The sequence below is a fragment of the Glutamicibacter sp. genome (genome assembly GCF_035257265.1).
In the GTDB taxonomy this organism is placed as follows: domain Bacteria; phylum Actinomycetota; class Actinomycetes; order Actinomycetales; family Micrococcaceae; genus Glutamicibacter.
In genome coordinates this window covers 138,701-159,921 of the sequence record NZ_DATEXC010000012.1, presented here as the reverse complement: position 1 = coordinate 159,921, position 21,221 = coordinate 138,701, and the positions used below count along the sequence as shown (strand labels likewise).

Genomic DNA, 21,221 nt, shown 5'->3' with positions numbered 1-21,221 from the left:
GCTGTGCTAACTGCGTGCTTAGAGCTGTTCGACGACGTAGTCGATGCTCTGCAGCAAGGCAGCAACATCGCTCGGGTCGATCGCCACGAATGTGGCAATGCGCAGCTGATTGCGGCCAAGCTTACGGTAAGGCTCTACATCGACCACGCCGTGGGCGCGCAAGACCTTGGAGATGGCGGTGGCGTCAATCGAGTCATCGAAGTCAATGGTCGAGATGACATTTGAGCGGTGCTCCGGATTGCCGACGTAAGGCGTTGCAAACTCAGAAGCCTCAGCCCAGGCATAAATCTTCCCTGCCGAATCCGCGGTACGTTCCACGGCCCATGTGAGACCGCCATTAGAATTGATCCACTTGATCTGAGCGTCCAAGGTGACCAGCGTGGTCAGTGAGGGAGTGTTGTAGGTCTGATTTTTCAGCGAGTTATCCAGAGCGGTCTTCAGATTCAAGAAGTCCGGGATCCAGCGGTCGGTCGCTGCGATTTCCTCAATGCGAGCCATTGCAGCGGGGGAGAAGAAGGCTAGCCACAGTCCGCCATCGGAGGCGAAGTTCTTTTGAGGCGCAAAGTAGTAGACATCGGTCTCTGACAGGTCGACATCTAGTCCGCCCGCAGCGCTGGTGGCATCGATGACTACGAGTGCATCCTCATTAGCCCCTGCCACACGCTTAATTGGGGCTGCGGCTCCCGTTGAGGTTTCGTTTTGAGGCCATGCGTAGAGATCTACGTCAGCTTCGGCAACAGGAGTCGGCACTGAGCCCGGCTCGGCGGTGATAATCGATGAGGCGGCAAGGAACGGTGCCTTATCGGTGGCCTTGGCAAACTTCGAGCCGAACTCGCCAAAGGACAGGTGCTGTGCCTTATTGCGTACCAAGGAGAATGCAGCAGCGTCCCAGAACGCTGTGGATCCACCGACGCCCAGAAGCACTTCGTAGCCTGCAGGGGCGCTGAACATTTCTTTAAGACCGTCCTGCACGGACGCGACCAGGTTTTTGACTGGCGCCTGACGGTGGGAGGTGCCCAGTACGTTGGCACCTGCGTCTACGATTGCCTGAATTTGTTCCGGGCGAACCTTTGAAGGTCCTGCGCCGAATCTTCCGTCGGCAGGCAGAAGGTTCTTTGGAATGTTGATGCCGGTGCTCATCGCGCTCCTCTTTAGCGTTTGGTTGAAAGTGCTGATATCCCGAGGGTGTTGCGTAAATATGGAATAGTTCAGGATAGTTTCGACGTTTCAGTTAACATCTTCGCAAATTGCGAGGGGATGAGAGAAAAACAGGACCGTCGGTTACGACATGCAAATTATGCTGTGGTCGCAGGGAACGCTGCCATACCAAGTAGAGTTGCATACTGACGTTCCGTTTTTCTAGCGAACCTAACTGTTGTGACTTCCAGGAGTGGCTAACGTGTCTGACCTTATCGATACAACTGAGATGTACCTGCGCACCATTCTTGAACTTCAAGAAGAGGAGATCGTGGCCTTGCGTGCGCGAATCGCGGAGCGTCTGGGGCATTCAGGGCCTACTGTGTCGCAAACTGTCGCTCGGATGGAACGCGACGGGCTCGTTGTAGTCTCCACCGACCGTCATTTGGCTTTGACCGAAAAAGGTCACGAACTGGCTACGGGCGTGATGCGCAAGCATCGTCTAGCTGAGCGCCTGCTTTCGGACATGATTGGTCTTGAATGGGAGTACGTACATGACGAGGCTTGTCGCTGGGAGCACGTCATGAGTGAGCGTGTTGAGCGTCGTCTCTATGACTTGCTGGGCAAGCCTACAGTTTCCCCATACGGCAACCCGATCCCGGGCCTTGAGATCCTAGGTGGACCGAAAGTAACGGATATCTCATCTGAGGTTGAGAACCTGGATAACGCCTTGCTCTCCGGAAACGTCGGACCGCTGGCGATCGACCGCTTAGCGGAGCCGATCCAAACGGACCCAATCCTGCTCGGACAACTGAACGAGGGTGGAATCCGTCCCGGAGCGATAGTCAATCTAGAGCGCGCCGATGATTACGTTGTGGTTCGTGTGCAGGGCATCGAAGGTGCCCTGGAGTTGCCCGTCGAGGTCAGCGCACACGTCTTTGTACGCACAAATCAAAGATAACGAAATTGTAACTTTTCCGATCGGCCGGTAAGGTTGTTCGAGGGCGTTAGAGGTTTATCTAATGCCGATTCCGAAAGCGCAAACACCGAGTATTGCCCTGCCTTCCGGATGTGACAAGAACTTTTAGGGCAATAGCGGGGAACCCACTCATCTGACGAGTCATTCGTCTTGGGGTGAAGTCATGCCAATAAGCAAGACCGGACCAATCACAGGACCGAACCCGACAGCTAACTTCGCAGGTGTAGATGTGAGAGGAATGCTTTGGCAGAAATCAGGACGACGGGTCGACGTCGCGCAGCAAATGTCGAAATCGACGTGATCGCTGAAATCGCAACGGCCGCTACCGAACGACCCGTTGGTCGACGCGCATCGCGCGAAGCCACTGTCGAAGCATTAGAAGTTGTCGCACCAGTTTGTGCTGACTATGCTGGACGCCGATTCACCTCGGGACAGCGTTACGGTATCGCACCAACGTCGAAAACTCTTGCTGCTCAGGATGTTGACGGAAACGTCATTGCCCTACCTACGGCCAAGCCAGTCATGGCTTCCGAGGGTGCCGTAGCCAGTAATGGTGAGCTCGTTCAGAGCCTCCATGCATCACCTAAAAAAGCTTCCCGCCTAGGGTTCACGCATAAGATCGCGGCCGTTGCCGCGGTATCCGGGTTGGCCCTTGCAGCGGTTTCCCCGCAACTAAGCGGTACCGAGCCTGAGGAGCAAGCTTCCGTGGCTAGTGCTCAGCGCACCGCGACTTCCGCTGTTGTCGATGTTAAGGCACCGGAAAATGCGGGCCTAGAGGTTCAGCGTGCCGCACTGAAGTCGGATATCAATCCAAGTGTGGCCGAAGAAAACAAGCTTTCGGAAATCCTCACCGCTTCCGGTGGAAATATCCAGAAAATCGGTTCGACGGGCGGTCTGCTGCAGCGTCCCGTGGAAAGCAACCGCATCACTTCGCCTTTCGGGCATCGCAAAAATCCAACCGGCGCTGGCTTCATGATCCACAGTGGTACAGATTACGGTGTGCCGAGCGGCACAAAGGTTTACGCGGCTGCCTCGGGCACCGTAGAGGTCGCAGGATGGGCCGGTCACTCCGGCCAACGCGTTACCGTAGGTCACGGAAATGGGCTGGAAACTGGCTATAGCCACAACTCCAAAGTCCTAGTCAAGGTCGGAGACAAGGTGCAGCGCGGCGATGTGATCGCGCTGGCCGGCAGCACCGGTAACTCGACGGGCCCGCACGTGCACTTTGAGGTCATCGTTGATGGGCAGTTCAAAGACCCAGCAGGTTGGTTATAACGTTGAACGTCACCTTACCGTGATCAAAACGTGACATTTGAAAGATAGTCCTATAGGCTTATCTGCGTGCCAGGGGGAAGCCCTGAGCAACATTGCGTGTGATCCGAGCACTGCCAGCATGCAATGAGCAGTTATACACAACTCGTACGGCAGTGACGGGGGAACCAACATCGGGTCGTTAGTTTTGACTAACAACCCTAGGGGTTAAGTGGACGAGAAGGAGACTTCGAATCCACCGAGGTAACTCCACTTCGAACCCGACAGCTTACCTCGTAGGAATCAAGGAGAGGCATTATTGTGACCAAGCGTCAAACCCATGGACGTCGCCGCGCCGACGTGCCACGCACTAACTCGCTAGAGGCGATTTCTCAGGCCGTAGCGTCTAACGCGGGCTCAGTCGGCCGACAGGCAGCCGTAGTTGCTGCTGCGTCCGGTTTGATCGTCACCCTAGGCGTTCCAGGCCAGGCTACCGCACCTCGCGATGTATCCGCCGCACCGGTTGACACCATCAACCCTGAACGCGTTTCGGTAAAGACCGTCAAGGTCGACACCAAGAAGGCCGACAAGCTCGACATCGAGCGCGCCAGCTTCACCGCGGAGCCAAAGCCTGAGCCAGAGCCAGTCGTTATCGCTGTTGCTGACAGCATTGAGCCAACCACCCGTCAGAACTCCGGTAGCTCCGACTCTTCGGGAAATGCTGACTCCATGGCGCCGATGACCCGCCAGAACCGTGGCGGCAACAGCCAGCAGAGCGCACCAACTCAGAAGCAGGAAACCAAGAAGGAAACTTCGGCTCCTAGCAAGAATCTGACTGGCATTGCCGGAACTGCAGCCAAGTACTCAGGCGTTCCATACGTCTGGGGAGGCAACACTCCAAGCGGCTGGGATTGCTCCGGCTTCGTAAAGTATGTTTACGCACAGCACGGCATCAACATTGCTCGTGGCACCTCCGCGATTCTAGGCTCCGGCCAGTTCAAGCGCACCAGCAGCCCGAAGCCTGGCGACCTAGTGTTCCAGAACGGTGGCGGCCACGTAGGAATCTACCTCGGCGGTGGCCAGATGATCGGTGCACAGAACCCTAGCGTCGGTACCATGATCCACTCGGTAACACGCAACCCGTTGTACGGGTACTACACTCTAGCTGGCTAAACAGTCTGCTCCCATTGGCCATCGAACGTAAAGTTCGGTGGCCAATGGTCGTTTAACACAGTGAACTCCATGCTACTTCGCGATGAAAATCAGCGAATATCTTCCTATTTTTAGCCCCGAATATGCCACATATCGCATAGGCTAACGGCAAGAGGACTAACCGAGACGAGCTCGTCGTTATCAACTTCAAGTGATGCGTACGAATTCATTGAAGGAAGTAAACGCATGAGAACGTTGGTTTTGAACGCAGGATTTGAGCCACTGGCCGTGGTGACGTTTCGTAGAGCGCTTATCCTAGTGCTAACAGAAAAAGCAACGATCATCTTGCAAGACGATGATTCACCGGTTCGCGGCACCGACAGGGACTTACCCCGACCCACCGTCATCGTGTTAAAACGATATGTACGACGCCCCTACAGGAACATGATCCATGTGACCCGTAGGGGCGTTCTTCGTAGAGACCACTTTCGTTGTGCCTACTGTGGGAAAAATGCCAATACAATCGACCACGTGATCCCGCGCAGTAGGGGAGGACAGAACACCTGGGAAAACCTAGTAGCAGCGTGCCTGTCATGCAATAGTCGCAAGGCTGACAAAATGCTCGCTCAGCTCGGTTGGCAATTGCTACTCACACCACATCAGCCACGAGTGGGCGGGTACCTAGTATCCGGGTTAGAACATATTGATTCTTCATGGAATCAATATCTTCATGCCAGCTAGGAAATATCTGCACTCCGTGAGATGTTGAGACGTTAGTACTAACTGAACAAATCACGGAGGTAACTTGTGAGTATGGAAGGCGCGGCGTGGAGCACGCTGTGGCAGCTGTCTAAAAGTGAGCAGCGACGGGCTTATCGGCCCGATACGCCGGGACGTGTTTTTAGATTCGCGCTTAGTTACAAAGCCAGACTGATAGTCTTCGTGATTTTCTCCGTATTTTCTGCAGCGATAGCCGTGATCACTCCGGTACTCGCCGGACGAGTCGTGGACGCAATTGTGGGTCAGGGGAACTGGGCGACAATTCGCAATTTAGCAATCGCTATGGTGCTAGTTGCAGTCTTTGACTCTATTTTTGCAATGCTCGTCCGCTGGCAATCATCAACCCTCGGCGAACAGATCATCTATGACCTTCGTACAAAGGTGTTCGACCACGTACAAAAAATGCCGATCGCTTTCTTCGCACGGACTAGAACTGGTGCGCTGACGTCGCGGCTCAATTCAGATGTTATCGGCGCTCAGGCTGCCTTCGCGGGAACGCTGTCAGGGATCGTCTCCAATGCAGTGGCGTTGGTCTTGACGGCAATCGTTATGTTCACGACCTCCTGGCAAGTTACGTTATTGGCGTTGGTACTGTTTCCAATTTTCTTGCTCCCCGCCCGACGTTTTGGTAAATCCTTAGCGGGCTTGCGCAAGGAGTCTGCGGATTTGAACGCCTCAATGAGTACCCAGATGACCGAGCGCTTTTCGGCGCCAGGGGCGACACTGATCAAACTTTATGGCCGCCCGCACGAGGAATCATCGCAGTTCGGTCTGCGCGCTGCACGTGTACGCGATATCGGTATCAAGATGACCTTGCGACAATTTGCGTTCGTGACGGTACTGGGCTTTGTCGCGGCGCTGTCATTGGCCCTGGTTTACGGTCTGGGTGGTTTCTACGCCCTGCGTGGAGACATGGCCGCCGGCGACGTAGTGGTGCTCGGAATGCTCATAATTCGGCTCTATACACCCCTCACCGGGCTTGCGAACGCGCGAGTGGAGATTACCAGCGCTTTGGTCAGCTTTGATCGAGTCTTCGAAGTACTAGATCTTGAACCGTTGATCAAGGATGCGCCAGAGGCGATCGCTTTACCCAGCGAACCAGTAGCAGTGAAGTTTGATCGAGTGACGTTCGCATATCCGAGTGCCGAGGAAGTTTCCCTCGCATCGCTGGAGGAGACCGCGGTACTTGACGGACGCGGCGGTGAAGAAATTTTGCATGATATTTCCTTCGAGATCAAACCGGGGCAAACGGTTGCGCTTGTCGGTTCATCCGGTGCAGGTAAATCCACCATTGCCCAGCTACTCGCTCGACTTTACGATGTGCGCGGGGGAGCGATTACGCTCAACGGGCATGATCTACGCCAGCTTAAGCTCGCATCTCTTTATCATGAATTGGGAATGGTCACTCAAGACGGGCATTTGCTTCACGAGACAGTACGTTCGAACCTACTGTTAGCCAACCCTGAAGCCGAGGAAGCGCAGCTCTGGGCAGCTTTGGAAGACGCGCAGTTAAAGACGCAGATCGAATCCTTACCGGACGGGCTGGAAACGGTGGTCGGAGAACGCGGGTACCGCCTTTCGGGCGGGGAGCGTCAACGTATGACTATCGCGCGTATGATCCTAGCGAATCCAGGGCTGGTCATACTGGACGAGGCCACTGCAGCTTTGGACTCACGAAGTGAACTTGCAGTGCAACTGGCATTGAGCCGCGCTTTGGAAAACCGCACAGCGTTAGTGATTGCCCACCGCTTGTCCACGATCCGCCAAGCCGACCAGATCCTTGTGATTGATGGTGGGCGAATTGTTGAACGAGGCACCCATCTAAGTTTGCTAGGCGAAAACGGTGCCTACGCAAAGTTTTACCAAACACAGTTCAGCTCCGATCAGGGTGTGGAGCCTCAGTAGAATCTATCGGTCAAAGTGCCCACGGCATCGATGCACAATACATTAGGCATTTCACCACTTGGAAATCATTGATGAAAATAGGCGCCACTGCCATGCGCATTGGCCAACAATGTAGGCAAAACGTGTTCTCTTAACAGCGGTGCAATGTCATCGCGTAATAGTGCATCCTGCGGATCGATCCACAAGAGCTCCTCGAGTTCTGCTGAGGGCTGGGGTGAACCATTAAATCTTGCGGCGAATAAATAAGCTTGGATTGAAGTATCCGCTTCATTCGCCGCAGGACCATTCCATTCCCCATATGGTTCGAGGTCCTTTACTTCAAATTCCACGCCTAATTCTTCGAAGACCTCACGCACTACGGCCTCAATAGGTGTTTCACCGGGCTCTGGTTTTCCGCCAGGCTGCATGAATTTTGATGTTCCTCGCTTCCGAACTAGGAGTATTTGTCCTTGGTCGTTGATTAAACACGCTGCTGAAATAGTTAAAGTTTTCATCATCAAAACACAATATCGCGTGTGAAAACGCATGACCAATGGTAACGTGCATTAATGGATCTCCAACGTTTTTAGTTGAGAGACACTATGGTCCGACAACTCGCAGTTTCGAATCAGGTGTCGCAGTCTTGGCAGTACGTTGGAATGGAGAGATCGATCCATCAACTTTATAGATCTATGGAGCTTTAATGCGACGGGGTACAAACTTAGGCCGCCTAGGCGATTTTAATCAGGCGGTAATTCTAGAGTCCATCCGACGAGCACCAGACGGCATCAGCCGTGTGGAGCTTGCAGGTTCGACTGGACTTTCACCACAGACAATCTCAAACGTAGTACGTCGTCTGCTGGACGACGGCATTGTCCGCGAAGACCGCACCATCGTTTCCGGACCGGGTAAGCCACGTACCGTTCTTGAACTAGAAGGAAACCGCCTAGTTTCTATCGGTATTCACCTTGACCCTAGCGTTCTGACCTTTGTAGCGATGAACCTGCGTGGTGAAGTTCTGCGCGAGCGCAGTATCGATTTGCCAAACCTTGAGGTAGCTACCGAGACCATCCAGCTGATGGCTGACACGGTCAAGGAAATGATCGCCGAGATTCGCATACCCAAGAAGCACATCGTTGGTGTGGGTATCGCAGTACCAGGGCCGGTCAACGTTGAAGACGGCGTGGTACTTAACCCACCACTACTGGACGGTTGGGCAGACGTTGAGCTGGTAACTCCGTTGCGTAAGCTGTTGCGCCTACAGGTCATCATCGAGAAAGACACCATCGCTTCCGCTGTCGGAGAGCTATGGCAGTCCAAGGAAGAGAAGTCTGATGACTTCGTCTTCGTCTACTGCGGACATGGATTTGGTGCAGGCATTGTCATTGATGGCGAAGTCCACCACGGATCAAGCAATAACGCTGGCGAAATCGGGCACTTCTCCACCGGGCAGAAGTCGATTACCTGCGAAGAATGCGGTGCGGATGATTGCTTGGCTGCAGGCACCTCATACGATTTCATGGCCACACAGGCCAAGGAACGTGGTCTTGAATTGCCTTCCTACGAGATCGTGGGCCCAGAGCAGCGCTCAGAGGGTCTAAACAGACTCACCGAACTTGCGCTGGAAGGCAACACTGTTGCCAAGGAACTTATCGTAGAGTCGATGGTTCGCGTTGGTGAAGTTGCCGGGCAGCTAGCAAACGCCCTAGACGTAAGCGAAGTTGTTTTTGGCGGCCCACAGTGGGACAAGGTACGCGAGCTAGTCTCCGACGACGTTGATGCGGCCGTAAAGCGTCGCTTTGGCCTACGCGGCGTGCACGAGCTTGGTACTCGAAGCTCAACTCTTGGCTCGCAGGTCGGCGCAATCGGCGGCGCATGCGTAGTCATGGATGCGTCCCTTTCACCGAAAGCCACTGCGTTACTATTGCGCTAAGCTTTCCCGCAAGACTGAAGACCGTGGTCCCCTTCCTCTGAGGACGGGGACCACGGTCTTTTTAGATAGATGCAAGCTACAGGTTGGTGACTTGCTAAGCAGCCTCGAAATCGCCGAAAACTATAATATTCGCCAGACGACGTGAAGAGGCGGTATTCGAAAATTCATCGGGGAAATCATCACCGAGAAAAAGAAAACCGACGACTGCCCACTTCGGTGAGGGGAGCCTCGGTATTCTATGTTGTGCCCCTGAGCGGAATTGAACCGCTGGCCTACCCTTTAGGAGAGGGTCGCTCTATCCAACTGAGCTACAGAGGCGAAGGCGCTAAGCGCCACATCAACACTATCCTACAAGGAAGTTGAAGATGAATTTTTCATGATTGCTGGTTACGAACCTCGGCCATTTTATTAATCAGCGCCTTATTAGCCCGGCGTGCTCCAAGACCAATGATCAGCGCCGCCGTAATAAATAGAGTTACCCATCGAACAGTGGTCAGCACCGAAGCTAGGGCAACCGTCCCTTCATTGAGATCCGCTCCAAATAGAGAGTCAATGGCGAAATTCTCCCAAAGATCGGTGACAGCGAAGAGCAGTGGTGCGGCCCAGGCGAGCCAGCGCATCTGACGATTCGGGATCCATCGAATAAAAACAAGCATGGAGAACAAAGCGGTCAAGAGAGGGAATAGCAACCCTGCCGTCTTGTGAAGGTAGTTCAACTGACCGGTGGCATCTGTATCCATGACCCCACGTAGTATCTCAATGTCAGCGACGGTGTAGCCAAAGACGCGCTGGTCAGGCATAGCGAGCCCATTGCTGAGGTCGGTCATCTGGTGCATTACCAGCAAGTGATAGTAGACAAAGAGGAAAGCACAGGTGACTAAACCCGCCGTGATGAGCAGCATTGGGTTTGATGAAGATTCGCGTTTCTGCGCAGCCGCTTGCAATCCCTTGACCTGATGATCTTGGAATTGTGAGGGCTTTCGATACTCTTTACTCTTCTTAACGTTCTTTGCCATACCTTCCATTATGCCGGGTAGTTCACTGAAACCGTCGTAGAGCCCACGTAGACTGACTACACCATGGATTTCCTTAACGATGACTTCGCCGCGGAGCCGGCACAGCGCACCATACCAACTCCAGAAGAACTGTTGGTGGGGATGAACGAACAGCAAGATCAAGCGGTTCGTTATCACGGTGGACCGCTTCTAATCATTGCCGGTGCGGGTTCTGGAAAGACTCGCGTGCTCACTCATCGCATTGCCTACTTGCTTGCTACCGGCCGGGCACGGCCGCACGAAATTCTGGCCATTACCTTCACGAATAAAGCAGCCGCAGAAATGCGTGAGCGAGCCGCTGAACTGATTGGTGAGACGCAGGCAAAGAAAATGTGGATTTCGACTTTCCACTCCTCCTGTGTACGCATCTTGCGCCGGGAAGCGGCAACGATTGGTCTGAAGTCGAATTTCTCGATCTACGATTCTGCGGACTCGCTGAGGCTTATTACGTTAATCGCCAAAGGTCTTGACATCGACCCGAAACGATTTGCCCCGAAGGCTATCGCTCATAAGATTTCTTCACTCAAAAATGAACTGATTGATGAAGAAGACTATTCCTCCACAATTAATGCCCATGACCCCTTCTCCCTAGCCGTGGCCGAGGTTTACCGTGGCTACACTCGCCGGTTGCGTGCCGCGAATGCCATGGACTTCGACGACTTGATTGGTCAAGTTGTGTACATGTTCCGAGCGTTCCCTGCAGTGGCGGATAACTACCGTCGGCGTTTTCGCCATGTATTAATCGATGAGTATCAGGATACAAACCACGCACAGTACTCGCTGGTGCGTGAGCTCACCGGCCCAGATGGGTTAACCACACCCGGGGAGCTCACCGTGGTTGGCGACTCTGACCAGTCTATTTATGCTTTCCGCGGGGCAGATATCCGCAATATCGTTGAATTCGAAAAAGACTACGCGGACGCCGCCACGATCAAACTCGAACAGAACTATCGTTCGACGCAGAACATCCTCTCTGCAGCCAACGAGGTTATCAAGCGCAACCCTGAACGCAACGATAAACGTCTGTGGACCGCCAGCGGAGACGGCGAGCCGATTATTGGGTATGTAGGTGAGTCCGAAGGCGATGAAGCTCGCTGGATTGCGGAAGAAATTCTGCGACTCAACGATGAGCAAAGCGTACGCCCTGGCGATGTCGCTATCTTCTACAGGACCAACGCTCAATCGCGTGCATTGGAAGAACAGCTGATGCGCGTGGACCTGAAATACCGTGTTGTAGGCGGAACCCGGTTCTACGACCGCAAGGAGATTAAAGACGCGCTGTCCTACCTCCGCGCCCTAGTTAATCCGGAAGACGACATAAACGTCCGCCGAATTCTCAATGAGCCCAAGCGCGGTATCGGTGACCGCGCTGAAGGTGCCGTGGCAGCGCTCGCCGAACGGGATCGGATTTCGTTCATGGACGCCTTGCGACGCTCGGATGAAGCCCCGGGGCTAGGTACTCGCGGTATAAAAATGACCGCGGCCTTCGTGTCGCTGATGGATGACCTCAAGGTCGTAGCCGATGGTTCCAGCCCCGCCGAGGCGCTCGAAGCTGTCTTGGAGCAGACCGGTTATCTCGAGATACTTCGCACGTCCAATGACCCCCAGGATGAGTCACGAGTGGAGAACCTCGCAGAGCTGATCGCGGTGGTTCGAGACTACGTAAAGGATGAACCAGAAGGTGGACTTGAGGGGTTCTTGGAACGTGTGGCCTTGGTAGCCGACGCTGACCAGATCCCTGAAGCTCCCGCAGATGACGCGGGTGCCGCAATGGCTGCTCGCGAAGGCGTGGTCACCTTGATGACCTTGCATACGGCTAAGGGCCTAGAATTTCCTGTGGTCTTCTTGACCGGTATGGAACACGGTATTTTCCCGCATCAACGGTCCCTGACCGACGAAAAAGAACTGGCTGAGGAGCGTCGCTTGGCCTATGTAGGTTTAACTCGTGCCAGAGAACGTTTGTACCTCACTCGGGCGGAACAGCGTAGCCTCTGGGGGCAATCGCAGTACAACCCCGCGAGCCAGTTCCTCGACGAAGTTCCGTCCCACTTATTGGAATGGAAACGTGAAGGGTCAATGTCTTCCGGGTGGGGCTCGGGTAGCGGAACGGTGAATTTCGCCACCAGTCGGTATGACCGTGGATCGCATTGGGCAGCAGGTACCGCATCTAATGCAATTTCGCGGGGGCATAACGCCGCGCCCGTCGCAAAACAGCGTGTACAGCAAAACAAAGAAATTGTCGTTCCAAAGGTTGGGCAAAACGTAAAGCATTCCGGCTTTGGCTTGGGGGTTGTTATTGCCATAGAAGGAGCCGGAGACAAAACGGTTGCAAAAGTGCAATTTGTGGATTCTGAAAAACGGCTCCTACTGCGCTATGCGCCATTGGAAATCGTCGAATAACCGCGAATTATTTAGGGTAAGCAATGCAGTTTGCGCTCCCGCGGAAACTTCACGGAAAGTTCTCTACGTGCTGTAAAAGTGGGAAGTTTGCAAAACTAGGGATAGTCTGAGAAGTGCGCACGGCTACGGCGCCGTATGACTGCCGATAGTTGCGGTGCGCTCTCTAAGGCATGGCATAGATCTCGATCTATGGCCATGTCGCGAGTCAGCATGAACTTCGAACGAAGGACACAAACCCGTGGACCTGTATGAGTACCAGGCGCGCGATCTATTCGAGGCACACGGCGTTCCCGTGCTTGCCGGCATCGTCGCTTACACCCCGGAAGAAGCTAAAGCCGCAGCTGAGAAGATTGGCGGCGTAGTTGTAGTTAAGGCACAGGTCAAGGTTGGCGGCCGCGGTAAGGCTGGCGGCGTTAAAGTTGCCAAAACCGCAGACGAAGCTTTCGAGCACGCTACCAACATTCTCGGTATGGACATCAAGGGCCACACCGTCAATAAGGTCATGATCGCTCAGGGCGCCGACATTGCTGAGGAGTTCTACTTCTCGGTACTGCTGGACCGTGCAAACCGAAACTACCTGGCCATGTGCTCGGTAGAAGGTGGCATGGAGATCGAGGTGCTCGCTGTCGAGCGCCCCGACGCTTTGGCTAAGGTCGCCGTTGACCCATTGGTCGGCATCGACGCAGCCAAGGCTGCCGAGATCGTCGCTGAAGCTAACTTCCCTGAAGAACTGCGCGCCAAGGTCGCAGATACCATCCAGAAGCTCTGGGTTGTATTCAAGGAAGAAGACGCCACCCTCGTTGAGGTCAACCCACTGGTGAAGACCGGTGCCGGTGACATCGTTGCTCTTGATGGCAAGGTGTCTCTGGATGAGAACGCCTCCGAGGTTCGTCACCCAGATCACGAAGCTCTGGAAGACAAGGACGCGGCTGATCCACTGGAAGCCAAGGCTGCAGCAGCAGGCCTAAACTACGTCAAGCTGGACGGCCAGGTAGGCATCATCGGTAACGGTGCTGGCCTAGTTATGTCAACCCTTGACGTTGTTGCCTACGCTGGCGAGAACCACGGTTCGGTCAAGCCTGCTAACTTCTTGGACATTGGTGGTGGAGCATCGGCTGAGGTCATGGCTAACGGCCTTGACGTCATCCTGAACGACCCACAGGTCAAGTCGGTCTTCGTTAACGTCTTCGGTGGCATTACCGCGTGTGACGCTGTCGCAAACGGCATCGTCGGTGCGCTGAACACCTTGGGTGACGCAGCGAACAAGCCACTGGTTGTTCGTCTTGACGGCAACAACGTTGAAGAGGGACGCGCCATCTTGGCCGAAGCCAACCACCCATTGGTAACTCTGGCAGCAACCATGGATGAGGGCGCCGACAAGGCTGCCGAGCTCGCCAACGCAGCGAAGTAAGAGGGATAAGCGAACAATGAGCATTTACCTGAACAAGGACTCTAAGGTCATCGTCCAGGGCATCACCGGCGGCGAAGGCACCAAGCACACCGCCCTGATGCTCAAGGCTGGCACCAACATTGTCGGCGGCGTGAACGCCCGCAAGGCTGGCACCACCGTCACCCACGGTGACCAGGACATCAAGGTGTACGGCACCGTGGCTGAGGCTAAGGCTGAAACCGGCGCAGACGTATCGATCGTCTTCGTGCCGCCTAAGTTCACCAAGGACGCTGTAGTTGAGGCTATCGAGGCTGAAGTTGGCCTTGTTGTTGTCATCACCGAAGGTGTTCCAGTACAGGACTCCGCTGAGTTCTGGGCTCTGGCACAGTCGAAGGTTGACGCCGACGGTAACCAGATCACCCGCATCATTGGGCCTAACTGCCCAGGTATCATCACCCCAGGTGAAGCGTTGGTCGGTATCACCCCGAACAACATCACCCAGAAGGGCCCAATCGGCTTGGTTTCCAAGTCCGGTACCCTGACCTACCAGATGATGTACGAACTGCGCGACCTTGGCTTCTCCACCGCAATCGGTATCGGCGGTGACCCAGTGATCGGCACCACCCACATCGATGCACTGGCAGCGTTCGAAGCTGACCCAGAGACCAAGGCCATTGTCATGATCGGTGAAATCGGTGGTGACGCTGAAGAGCGCGCCGCTGAGTACATCAAGGCCAACGTCACCAAGCCAGTTGTTGGCTACGTGGCTGGCTTCACCGCTCCAGAGGGCAAGACCATGGGCCACGCCGGCGCCATCGTCTCCGGCTCGGCCGGTACCGCTCAGGCAAAGAAGGAAGCTTTGGAAGCTGCAGGCGTGAAGGTGGGCAAGACTCCTTCAGAGGCTGCTCGCTTGCTACGCGAAGTTTTCGCCGCTCTCTAAGCTGAAGCTAAGTTGAGGGCCTGGTTGCGGATCGGTAAGGATCCGCAACCAGGCTCTTTCTGTATCCCGTGAAGATTTTATCGGGTTCGCAGCGTTGCGGGATCCCACGCGAATAGACAGAGTGGAAACTAACGGCCACCGTCCCAGATATCTGGGACGGTGGCCGTTGGTCAATCAAAAACCAATGGGTTAGTGGTTCGCTGGTGCCTCATCAAATAGAGCATCAACGTCAAGATCTGGATTTTCATCCTGAGTTTTCACCAGTTCAACGGCTTCAGCATCGGTAGCTACCGACGGCATAGAACCCGGAAGTGGTTTGCGTGCTGATTCCTTGAGGAAACACACGGCAATGAAGCCGGCTACCGACGTCCCCATAACCCAGAAGGCAGGAGCCAGTGAAGAACCGGACATTGTCACGAGGGCTTGCATGATAAACGGAGCGAAGCCACCAAAAATAGCGACTGCAAAGTTATAAGAGATTCCCATTCCGCCATAGCGCGAAGAGGTGGGGAACAGCGCAGGCAGGGAGGAGGCAAGGTTAGAGACGTAGAACGTCACTGGGATCGCCAGCAGGGCGAGACCAAGCAAAGTGGACCAGATAGCTCCGTGCATCATGAACAAGAACGCAGGAGTGGCTAGTAGCACCGCGGAGACCGAACCGATGAACAGTACGCGACGGCGACCGATCTTGTCCGATAAGTGGCCCGCTAGTGGGATGCACAAAGACATTCCCACCAGGATGGGCAAGGTCAGTAAGTTACCGTGCACCGGATCGTACTTCAACGTCTCAGTCAGATACGTTGGCATATAGCTGGTTAGTGCGTAGCCCGCGGTATTTGCCGCTGAAACCAAAACGAAACCGGTGAGTAGTTCACGCCAATAGGCTTTGACCAGTTCGATGACACCCTTCGGAGCATCTGCAGAGTTCTTGGCATCCTCGCTGACCTGATTCGCAGCTTCCTGAGCTTCCTTGAATGCTGGAGTGTCCTCGATCTTGGAGCGGAACCACAGCGCGATGACACCAAGTGGCAAGGCAACTAAGAACGGAATACGCCAAGCGAAGCCTTCCATCACGTCTTCGGTGAGAGTCAGCTGGAGGATCGAGACGAAGGCTGCACCCACGGCAAAGCCCATGTACGAGCCGAGATCAAGAAGCGACGCATAGAAACCGCGACGCTTATCCGGTGCATACTCGGTGATAAAGGTTGTAGCGCCTGCATACTCTCCACCGGTGGAGAAACCCTGAACGAGCTTCAGAACGACGAGAAGAATTGGTGCTGCGACGCCCCAAACTGAGTAGTCTGGCAAGATACCGATGCCAAACGTCGCCAAGGCCATCATAAGGAGTGTGAAGACAAGAATCTTCTGGCGGCCGACACGGTCACCGAGCTGTCCAAGGATGACACCGCCTAGTGGGCGTGCCACGAAGGTTACGGCAAAAACTCCGAGGCTAAATAGGGTCTGCATGGACGGAGCAACGGTATCTGGCATGAATAACCTGCCGATAATTACCGCTAGGTATCCGTAGACACCGACGTCGTACCATTCCATCAAGTTACCGACAACGGTACCGCCGATTGCTTTTTTGAGCATCGAATCGTCAACAACGTTGACGTCCTCTACCTTCAGCCGGCGTTTCTTGAAAAATTTCGGCCCACGAGTATTCGCTGCTTCCATAAGCTTCACTCCTCATATCTTTCTTAATCTTCTCGTATGCTTTAGGGCGCTCAGCTCTCCGGTGCTGAAGGGCCACGGGGAATCGTGCCACCTAGTGGCCTAGCCTCACAGACTTTCTGCAGGCTTGATCGAATTCTCCCCAGATCACTGGCGACGATTGCTCAACGAACGATGAAGTGCATAATCGGACAAGCAACAAGACTAGCAAAATACGCAATGGCGCTTGCGCGTGGAGTAAAGCATTTGTATTAGTTTTGGAGGTTAATGCATCCGAGTCAGCGGGGCTCCAATGTTGCCCCATGCTCAGTGAGTCCAATTGCAATAGAGGAGCACCCGGGAGAATATAGGTTGACTAGGCGATTAGTTGCACAATGCAATCGATTTGCGCGGCTAGTTTCACGTCGAAATTCTAGGATCAACCACGTCGAATTATTAGCGTGCCCGAGGGGAGTAGTAACCGAGAAGCAGCAGATGTAGCACAGTTCATTCGTGAAGGATTTGCGATATATAACACAGATCAAACTGAGATCTGACCAGTTTCAAAGTCTCCGGATCGATTTCTGCTATGGCAGTTATAGGCTCAGTCCTCGTCAGTGCTAGGGATAACAAGTTAGGTAAGTAGCAAAAACGTCGGCAAAAATGAAGATAAGCTATGTCCGGAATGAGGCAAGTGCCAAGATCTGCCCTCAGTAGCCTCCGGATAACGCACTTTCTCCACGAAGGTTCAGGGCATAAAGATGCCCCAAGACTGCCTGCAGGTATCTTGGGGCATACGGTGGGAAGAATGCTAACCGCGTAGGCCAGCCGCTGCATCGGTGTCGACCCTCAAAAAGGAGGAACCGATGACAGCGAAGGCTCCCGGAATTAACAGCATGCGGTGCTTCGGGTTATAGAAAATCTCCTCGAGCGGCGAAGCGATAACTCGCCGGACTTTTTCCAGGAGCCGTTCGTTGTCTAGGGATAGACGTTCCTGCTCGGTTTCAATCACCACACGGTCTTGTTCGGTGCTCACCGACGCGCTCATCCAGTCGTCGCTCGGTGCACTCAGAGTCTCCGATTTAATCAGGGACACGGTTATAACCGCCTTCATCTTGCGTTATGCCACCGGAGAAGACCTCCGAGGCTACCTCTTTGCTTGCGCTCAGTGTGGCAGAGAACACGCAACGAGACATATTGAATATAGCGCGATTCGCTGGTAAAAGCCCGTCAAACAGCACAGATGTAATCAAGCTGTTACTCAAGAAGCCCGCGAATATCTTGAGCCGTCAAAGCCTTGGAAAAACCATCGGCCTCATCCATCACGGTAGAGATCAGCTTCCGTTTGGTGTCCTGCAAGGCCACCACCTTTTCCTCAATGGTTCCTTGAGCAATCATGCGATACACCATCACCTGACGGGTCTGTCCGATGCGGTGTGTGCGGTCAATGGCTTGAGCTTCCACGGCAGGGTTCCACCATGGATCAAGAAGGAAGCAGTAATCAGCCTCGGTCAGGTTCAAACCGAAACCACCGGCTTTCAGCGAGATCAGGAACAATGGAGCTTCGCCGTCCTTGAACTGCTCGATTACCTTGGCGCGGTTTCGAGTATTGCCGTCCAGATACACATAGGGAATACCCTGCGCTTCTAGCTTCGCGGCAAAAATCTTCAAGTAAGAGGTGAACTGCGAGAAGACCAAAGCACGGTGATTTTCGCTAAGCACATCCTCAAGTTGCTCAAAGAGCGCTTCCAATTTCGAACCTGGGATCTCTGAAAGCTCAGGATCCACTAGGGACGGTTCCAACGCAAGCATCCGCAGGTGAGTGAGTGACTGGAAGATCGTAAAGCGGTTGCGATCCAAGTCTTCAACCAAGTGCAGAATTTTCTGGCGTTCGCGGTTCAGGTGAGTGTCATAGACATGCTGATGTTCATCACTCAAACGAACTAGGACCTGTTGCTCCTGTTTAGCAGGAAGGTCCAGCACCACAGATTCCTTGGTACGGCGCAGCATGAATGGCTTCACCCGGCGCTGCAAAAGCTGTAGCGTTTCGCGATCGCCGAGCACCTCGATAGGTCGAGCAAACTGACGGTTAAAACGACTGGAGTTCATGAACAGCGACGGGGAGGTCAGAGACAACAGTGCGCCTAGTTCAGAGAGGTTGTTCTCCATAGGAGTACCAGTCACAGCCAGCTTGAAGTTTGTCTGGATATTGACCGCACTGCGGTGAGCCTTCGTGGAGCGGTTCTTCACGAACTGTGCCTCATCGAGAATGAGGCCAGCAAAGCGTTGCCCCTCATAGACCTCATCGTTCAGGCGAAGCAAGGTGTAGGTCGTCAGGATGACATCGTAGTTTGCTACCAGTTCTTTCAGCTCATGTTCTGAACCGAAAGTTCCCTCCACCGTGATCACCCTCAAACTTGGGGCGAAGCGCTTAATTTCCATCTCCCAGTTCGATACCACCGAGCTTGGAGCGACGACAAGGAAGGGTGCGCTCATACGCTGTGCTGCGGGAAGCGTGGCCATGTGCTCTGGGTCGTCCCAGAGTTTGCGGGCATGAAGCATCAAGGCAATGGTCTGCAAGGTTTTACCCAGACCCATATCATCGGCGAGGATTCCGCCGAATCCGCCTTGATACAGACGTGCGAGCCACTGGAAGCCCTCAACCTGGTAAGGACGAAGCGTGGCGTTAAGGGTGTCAGGTACCTGAGCTTCTTCGCCTTCTGCCACACGTAGCAACGAACGCATGCGCCCTATAAAGAGGTCAGCCCCGTCAATACCTTCGGCCAGCTCATCAAACTCGTCAAAGAGCGACACTTGGAAAACTGAGAGCTTCAAGTCCGCGTCTTTTGGTTTGTCATTGAGGGATTGTGCTTCGTCGACAAGCGACTTCAGCTTGGCAAACAGAGGATGATCCAATGAGAACCAGGTGTTGTCGGGCAGCTTGACCTTCATGGAACCGCTGGTCAGTGCCTCCATGATGGTAGCGAAAGGAACCTCGTGGTCACCAACGGTGATGAGCAAGCCTAAGTCCAGCCAGTCATTACGTTCGTGGCTCACGGCATTGATTTTCAGCTGTGGAAGTTCACGCAGCTGACGGTATACCGGGCGGATTCCTTCCTCAGTGATTTTCATAATGGACAGGCCGCGCAGCGCAGGAAGCAGATCCGAAACGAACGTGATCATATGTTCTCCGGCGAAGAACCTTGAGGACAGATCGTGGTTGCTGGTGTCGGTGTGCTTCTCAAAAACGTCGTTAACGGTCCGGTATAACGCTTGCTCTGCTTGCGCATCATATACTTCGTGGTCGTATGGGACCCCTGGGTACCGGATCTGGAAGTAAATGGCCGCCGAATCTTTGACCGTGCCGTCGGCTTGTTCTTCACGGCTGAAATTCACCGTGGCATGAACCTCAGGTGGCGCCAGCGAGGGCAGCACCAGTCCTTCACTGATGCTGCGCAAGCTAAAACGGCGCGCTAGTCGAGCGTACGACTCATTAAAGAAGTCCTGCATTTGGTCCGCAGGGATCTGTAGAGGTTCACGATTCTGGTACCAACGGCGGTGTTGAGCAGGAATTATTTCGTCGCTAGGCGCCAGCCATATTTGGTCTGGAGCATCAAGTTCGACGTAAAAACCATGATCAGCGACGGTTCCCGCGGGGGACTCTGAGTTAAGGCTTAAGCTTTGTCCAGCAATGTGCAGCTGGCCCGCAACGTTGAGAGACTGGTCTTCTGTCAGGCTGGCCAGAAGCTCAAAACGAGACTGACGATCAACATTTACAGTGGTCTCGTGACGGGTGGCAATGAGCTCGATTCCAAGCTCTTGCGCCTCGTCGAGCATTGGCCATAGCAAGTTGGAAGCGTACTCGTCTAAAAACAGCCAATCTTCATCGACCTTGAACTGCAGCTGTGTATTGCCCCGTGCCAGGGCTGCAAAGCGAGTAAACCAATGGTGCTGGCCGCGAAGCAAGTTCCAGCCGTAAGTCTTAAAGGCGATGGTGGTCCACCGAAGCTGGCCGCGAACCCAGCGGCCCTCGGAATTACGCACCATGGGGCGAACGCCTAAGCGGAATCGCTTGTTCCGAGTGGGGTGTGGCACCGAACCGGAGGGCATCCACTGTTGTTGCTGAGAAGTATTTTTAGAGTCGAAAACCATGAACTGCAGGGCCATAGCCACGACAGGGTCGTTGGGGGAACCTAGAAGTCCCTCGGATGGACCTGGCTCTGGTTCCTCAAACCAGGTATTTACCTGAGTTGACCAAGCAGAAACGGTTCTTTTAGCCTCGGCCATTGAAGGGCGGGGTTGGTTCGCAATCTTATTCGCAGTCAGCGCGAGAGCCGCGACGTGAGGGCAGACCGATCCTTTGTTACAACTGCAATCGGTGCTTTCCACGGTCCAGCCAGTGGCACTTCGAACCACCGTGATAGTGGAGGCAAACTGCTGCTCATCATCCACGATAGTGCCGGAGATGACGCTACTGCTTTCATCAAAAGCGACGTCAACTACCGATTCGTCTTTTTTAGCGAGCTGCTGCCCGAAGAAGAATGGAACGTCGCCCAAGTACGCCAGTAGGTGCCTTGCGTCGATGAGTGGTGGCACAGAATCAGTCATCCTCTCATCGTTTCACGTTCCGCGCGCTGGAGGAAGTTGAGAACCCTAACTGTGAATAA

The 21,221-nt window shown here is 54.2% G+C and carries 15 protein-coding genes, 1 tRNA gene and 2 riboswitches; of the genes, 9 read left to right on the top strand and 7 right to left on the bottom strand.

From position 1 onward, the window contains the following. Positions 1 to 18: 18 nt before the first annotated feature. Positions 19 to 1,140, bottom strand: coding sequence for a phosphoserine transaminase (gene serC / locus VJ369_RS01540; RefSeq protein ID WP_324090397.1), 1,122 nt, complete (start codon positions 1,138 to 1,140; stop codon positions 19 to 21). Positions 1,141 to 1,399: 259 nt separating this feature from the next. Between serC and VJ369_RS01535 the strand changes: the two genes are divergently transcribed. The 5 genes from VJ369_RS01535 (at position 1,400) to VJ369_RS01515 (ending at position 7,204) form a co-directional block, all read left to right on the top strand. Next, positions 1,400 to 2,098: a metal-dependent transcriptional regulator gene (locus VJ369_RS01535; RefSeq protein WP_324090396.1), complete on the top strand. Its 699-nt coding sequence runs from the start codon at positions 1,400 to 1,402 to the stop codon at positions 2,096 to 2,098. 108 nt (positions 2,099 to 2,206) lie between these two features. Further along, a riboswitch (cyclic di-AMP (ydaO/yuaA leader) is annotated at positions 2,207 to 2,355 on the top strand. A 4-nt stretch (positions 2,356 to 2,359) separates the two neighbouring features. After that, positions 2,360 to 3,391: a M23 family metallopeptidase gene (locus VJ369_RS01530; protein ID WP_324090395.1), complete on the top strand. Its 1,032-nt coding sequence runs from the start codon at positions 2,360 to 2,362 to the stop codon at positions 3,389 to 3,391. Between the two features lie 124 nt (positions 3,392 to 3,515). Further along, positions 3,516 to 3,685: riboswitch (cyclic di-AMP (ydaO/yuaA leader) on the top strand. 3 nt (positions 3,686 to 3,688) lie between these two features. Beyond that, positions 3,689 to 4,540 carry a C40 family peptidase gene (locus VJ369_RS01525; protein ID WP_324090394.1) on the top strand — a complete coding sequence of 284 codons (852 nt, stop codon included), beginning with the start codon at positions 3,689 to 3,691 and terminating at the stop codon, positions 4,538 to 4,540. A 225-nt stretch (positions 4,541 to 4,765) separates the two neighbouring features. Beyond that, positions 4,766 to 5,260 carry an HNH endonuclease gene (locus VJ369_RS01520; protein ID WP_324090393.1) on the top strand — a complete coding sequence of 165 codons (495 nt, stop codon included), beginning with the start codon at positions 4,766 to 4,768 and terminating at the stop codon, positions 5,258 to 5,260. A gap of 66 nt (positions 5,261 to 5,326) precedes the next feature. Then, positions 5,327 to 7,204: an ABC transporter ATP-binding protein gene (locus VJ369_RS01515; protein ID WP_324090392.1), complete on the top strand. Its 1,878-nt coding sequence runs from the start codon at positions 5,327 to 5,329 to the stop codon at positions 7,202 to 7,204. A 65-nt stretch (positions 7,205 to 7,269) separates the two neighbouring features. Here the strand turns inward: VJ369_RS01515 and VJ369_RS01510 are convergent, their stop codons facing one another. Further along, the gene (locus VJ369_RS01510; RefSeq protein ID WP_324090391.1) at positions 7,270 to 7,701 is read right to left on the bottom strand and encodes an NUDIX domain-containing protein; all 432 of its coding nucleotides are present in this window, start codon (positions 7,699 to 7,701) and stop codon (positions 7,270 to 7,272) included. A gap of 185 nt (positions 7,702 to 7,886) precedes the next feature. Here VJ369_RS01510 and VJ369_RS01505 point away from each other — a divergent pair, with 185 nt between their 5' ends. Further along, positions 7,887 to 9,116 carry an ROK family transcriptional regulator gene (locus VJ369_RS01505; protein WP_324090390.1) on the top strand — a complete coding sequence of 410 codons (1,230 nt, stop codon included), beginning with the start codon at positions 7,887 to 7,889 and terminating at the stop codon, positions 9,114 to 9,116. Between the two features lie 244 nt (positions 9,117 to 9,360). Here VJ369_RS01505 and VJ369_RS01500 read toward each other — a convergent pair. Together VJ369_RS01500 and VJ369_RS01495 are read right to left on the bottom strand one after the other, a co-directional pair. After that, positions 9,361 to 9,434 (bottom strand) — tRNA-Arg (locus tag VJ369_RS01500). Positions 9,435 to 9,490: 56 nt separating this feature from the next. After that, on the bottom strand, positions 9,491 to 10,141 hold the full coding sequence (locus VJ369_RS01495; RefSeq protein ID WP_324090389.1) for a hypothetical protein: 651 nt from the start codon (positions 10,139 to 10,141) through the stop codon (positions 9,491 to 9,493). Between the two features lie 54 nt (positions 10,142 to 10,195). On the opposite strand from VJ369_RS01495, the gene pcrA reads away from it, so the two are divergent. The 3 genes from pcrA (at position 10,196) to sucD (ending at position 14,901) form a co-directional block, all read left to right on the top strand. Then, positions 10,196 to 12,571 carry a DNA helicase PcrA gene (pcrA, locus tag VJ369_RS01490; protein ID WP_324090388.1) on the top strand — a complete coding sequence of 792 codons (2,376 nt, stop codon included), beginning with the start codon at positions 10,196 to 10,198 and terminating at the stop codon, positions 12,569 to 12,571. A 238-nt stretch (positions 12,572 to 12,809) separates the two neighbouring features. Then, positions 12,810 to 13,982, top strand: coding sequence for an ADP-forming succinate--CoA ligase subunit beta (gene sucC / locus VJ369_RS01485; RefSeq protein ID WP_324090387.1), 1,173 nt, complete (start codon positions 12,810 to 12,812; stop codon positions 13,980 to 13,982). A gap of 16 nt (positions 13,983 to 13,998) precedes the next feature. Further along, positions 13,999 to 14,901, top strand: a complete 903-nt coding sequence (gene sucD / locus VJ369_RS01480; protein ID WP_105678083.1) for a succinate--CoA ligase subunit alpha — start codon at positions 13,999 to 14,001, stop codon at positions 14,899 to 14,901. A gap of 189 nt (positions 14,902 to 15,090) precedes the next feature. On the opposite strand, the gene VJ369_RS01475 is transcribed toward sucD, so the two are convergent. The 3 genes from VJ369_RS01475 to VJ369_RS01465 all read right to left on the bottom strand — a co-directional run bounded on the left by VJ369_RS01475 (position 15,091) and on the right by VJ369_RS01465 (position 21,162). Beyond that, positions 15,091 to 16,578 carry an MFS transporter gene (locus VJ369_RS01475; RefSeq protein WP_324090386.1) on the bottom strand — a complete coding sequence of 496 codons (1,488 nt, stop codon included), beginning with the start codon at positions 16,576 to 16,578 and terminating at the stop codon, positions 15,091 to 15,093. Between the two features lie 787 nt (positions 16,579 to 17,365). Beyond that, positions 17,366 to 17,650, bottom strand: coding sequence for a hypothetical protein (locus VJ369_RS01470; protein ID WP_324090385.1), 285 nt, complete (start codon positions 17,648 to 17,650; stop codon positions 17,366 to 17,368). 161 nt (positions 17,651 to 17,811) lie between these two features. Beyond that, positions 17,812 to 21,162: a DEAD/DEAH box helicase gene (locus tag VJ369_RS01465; protein WP_324090384.1), complete on the bottom strand. Its 3,351-nt coding sequence runs from the start codon at positions 21,160 to 21,162 to the stop codon at positions 17,812 to 17,814. Between the last annotated feature and the right edge of the window lie 59 nt (positions 21,163 to 21,221).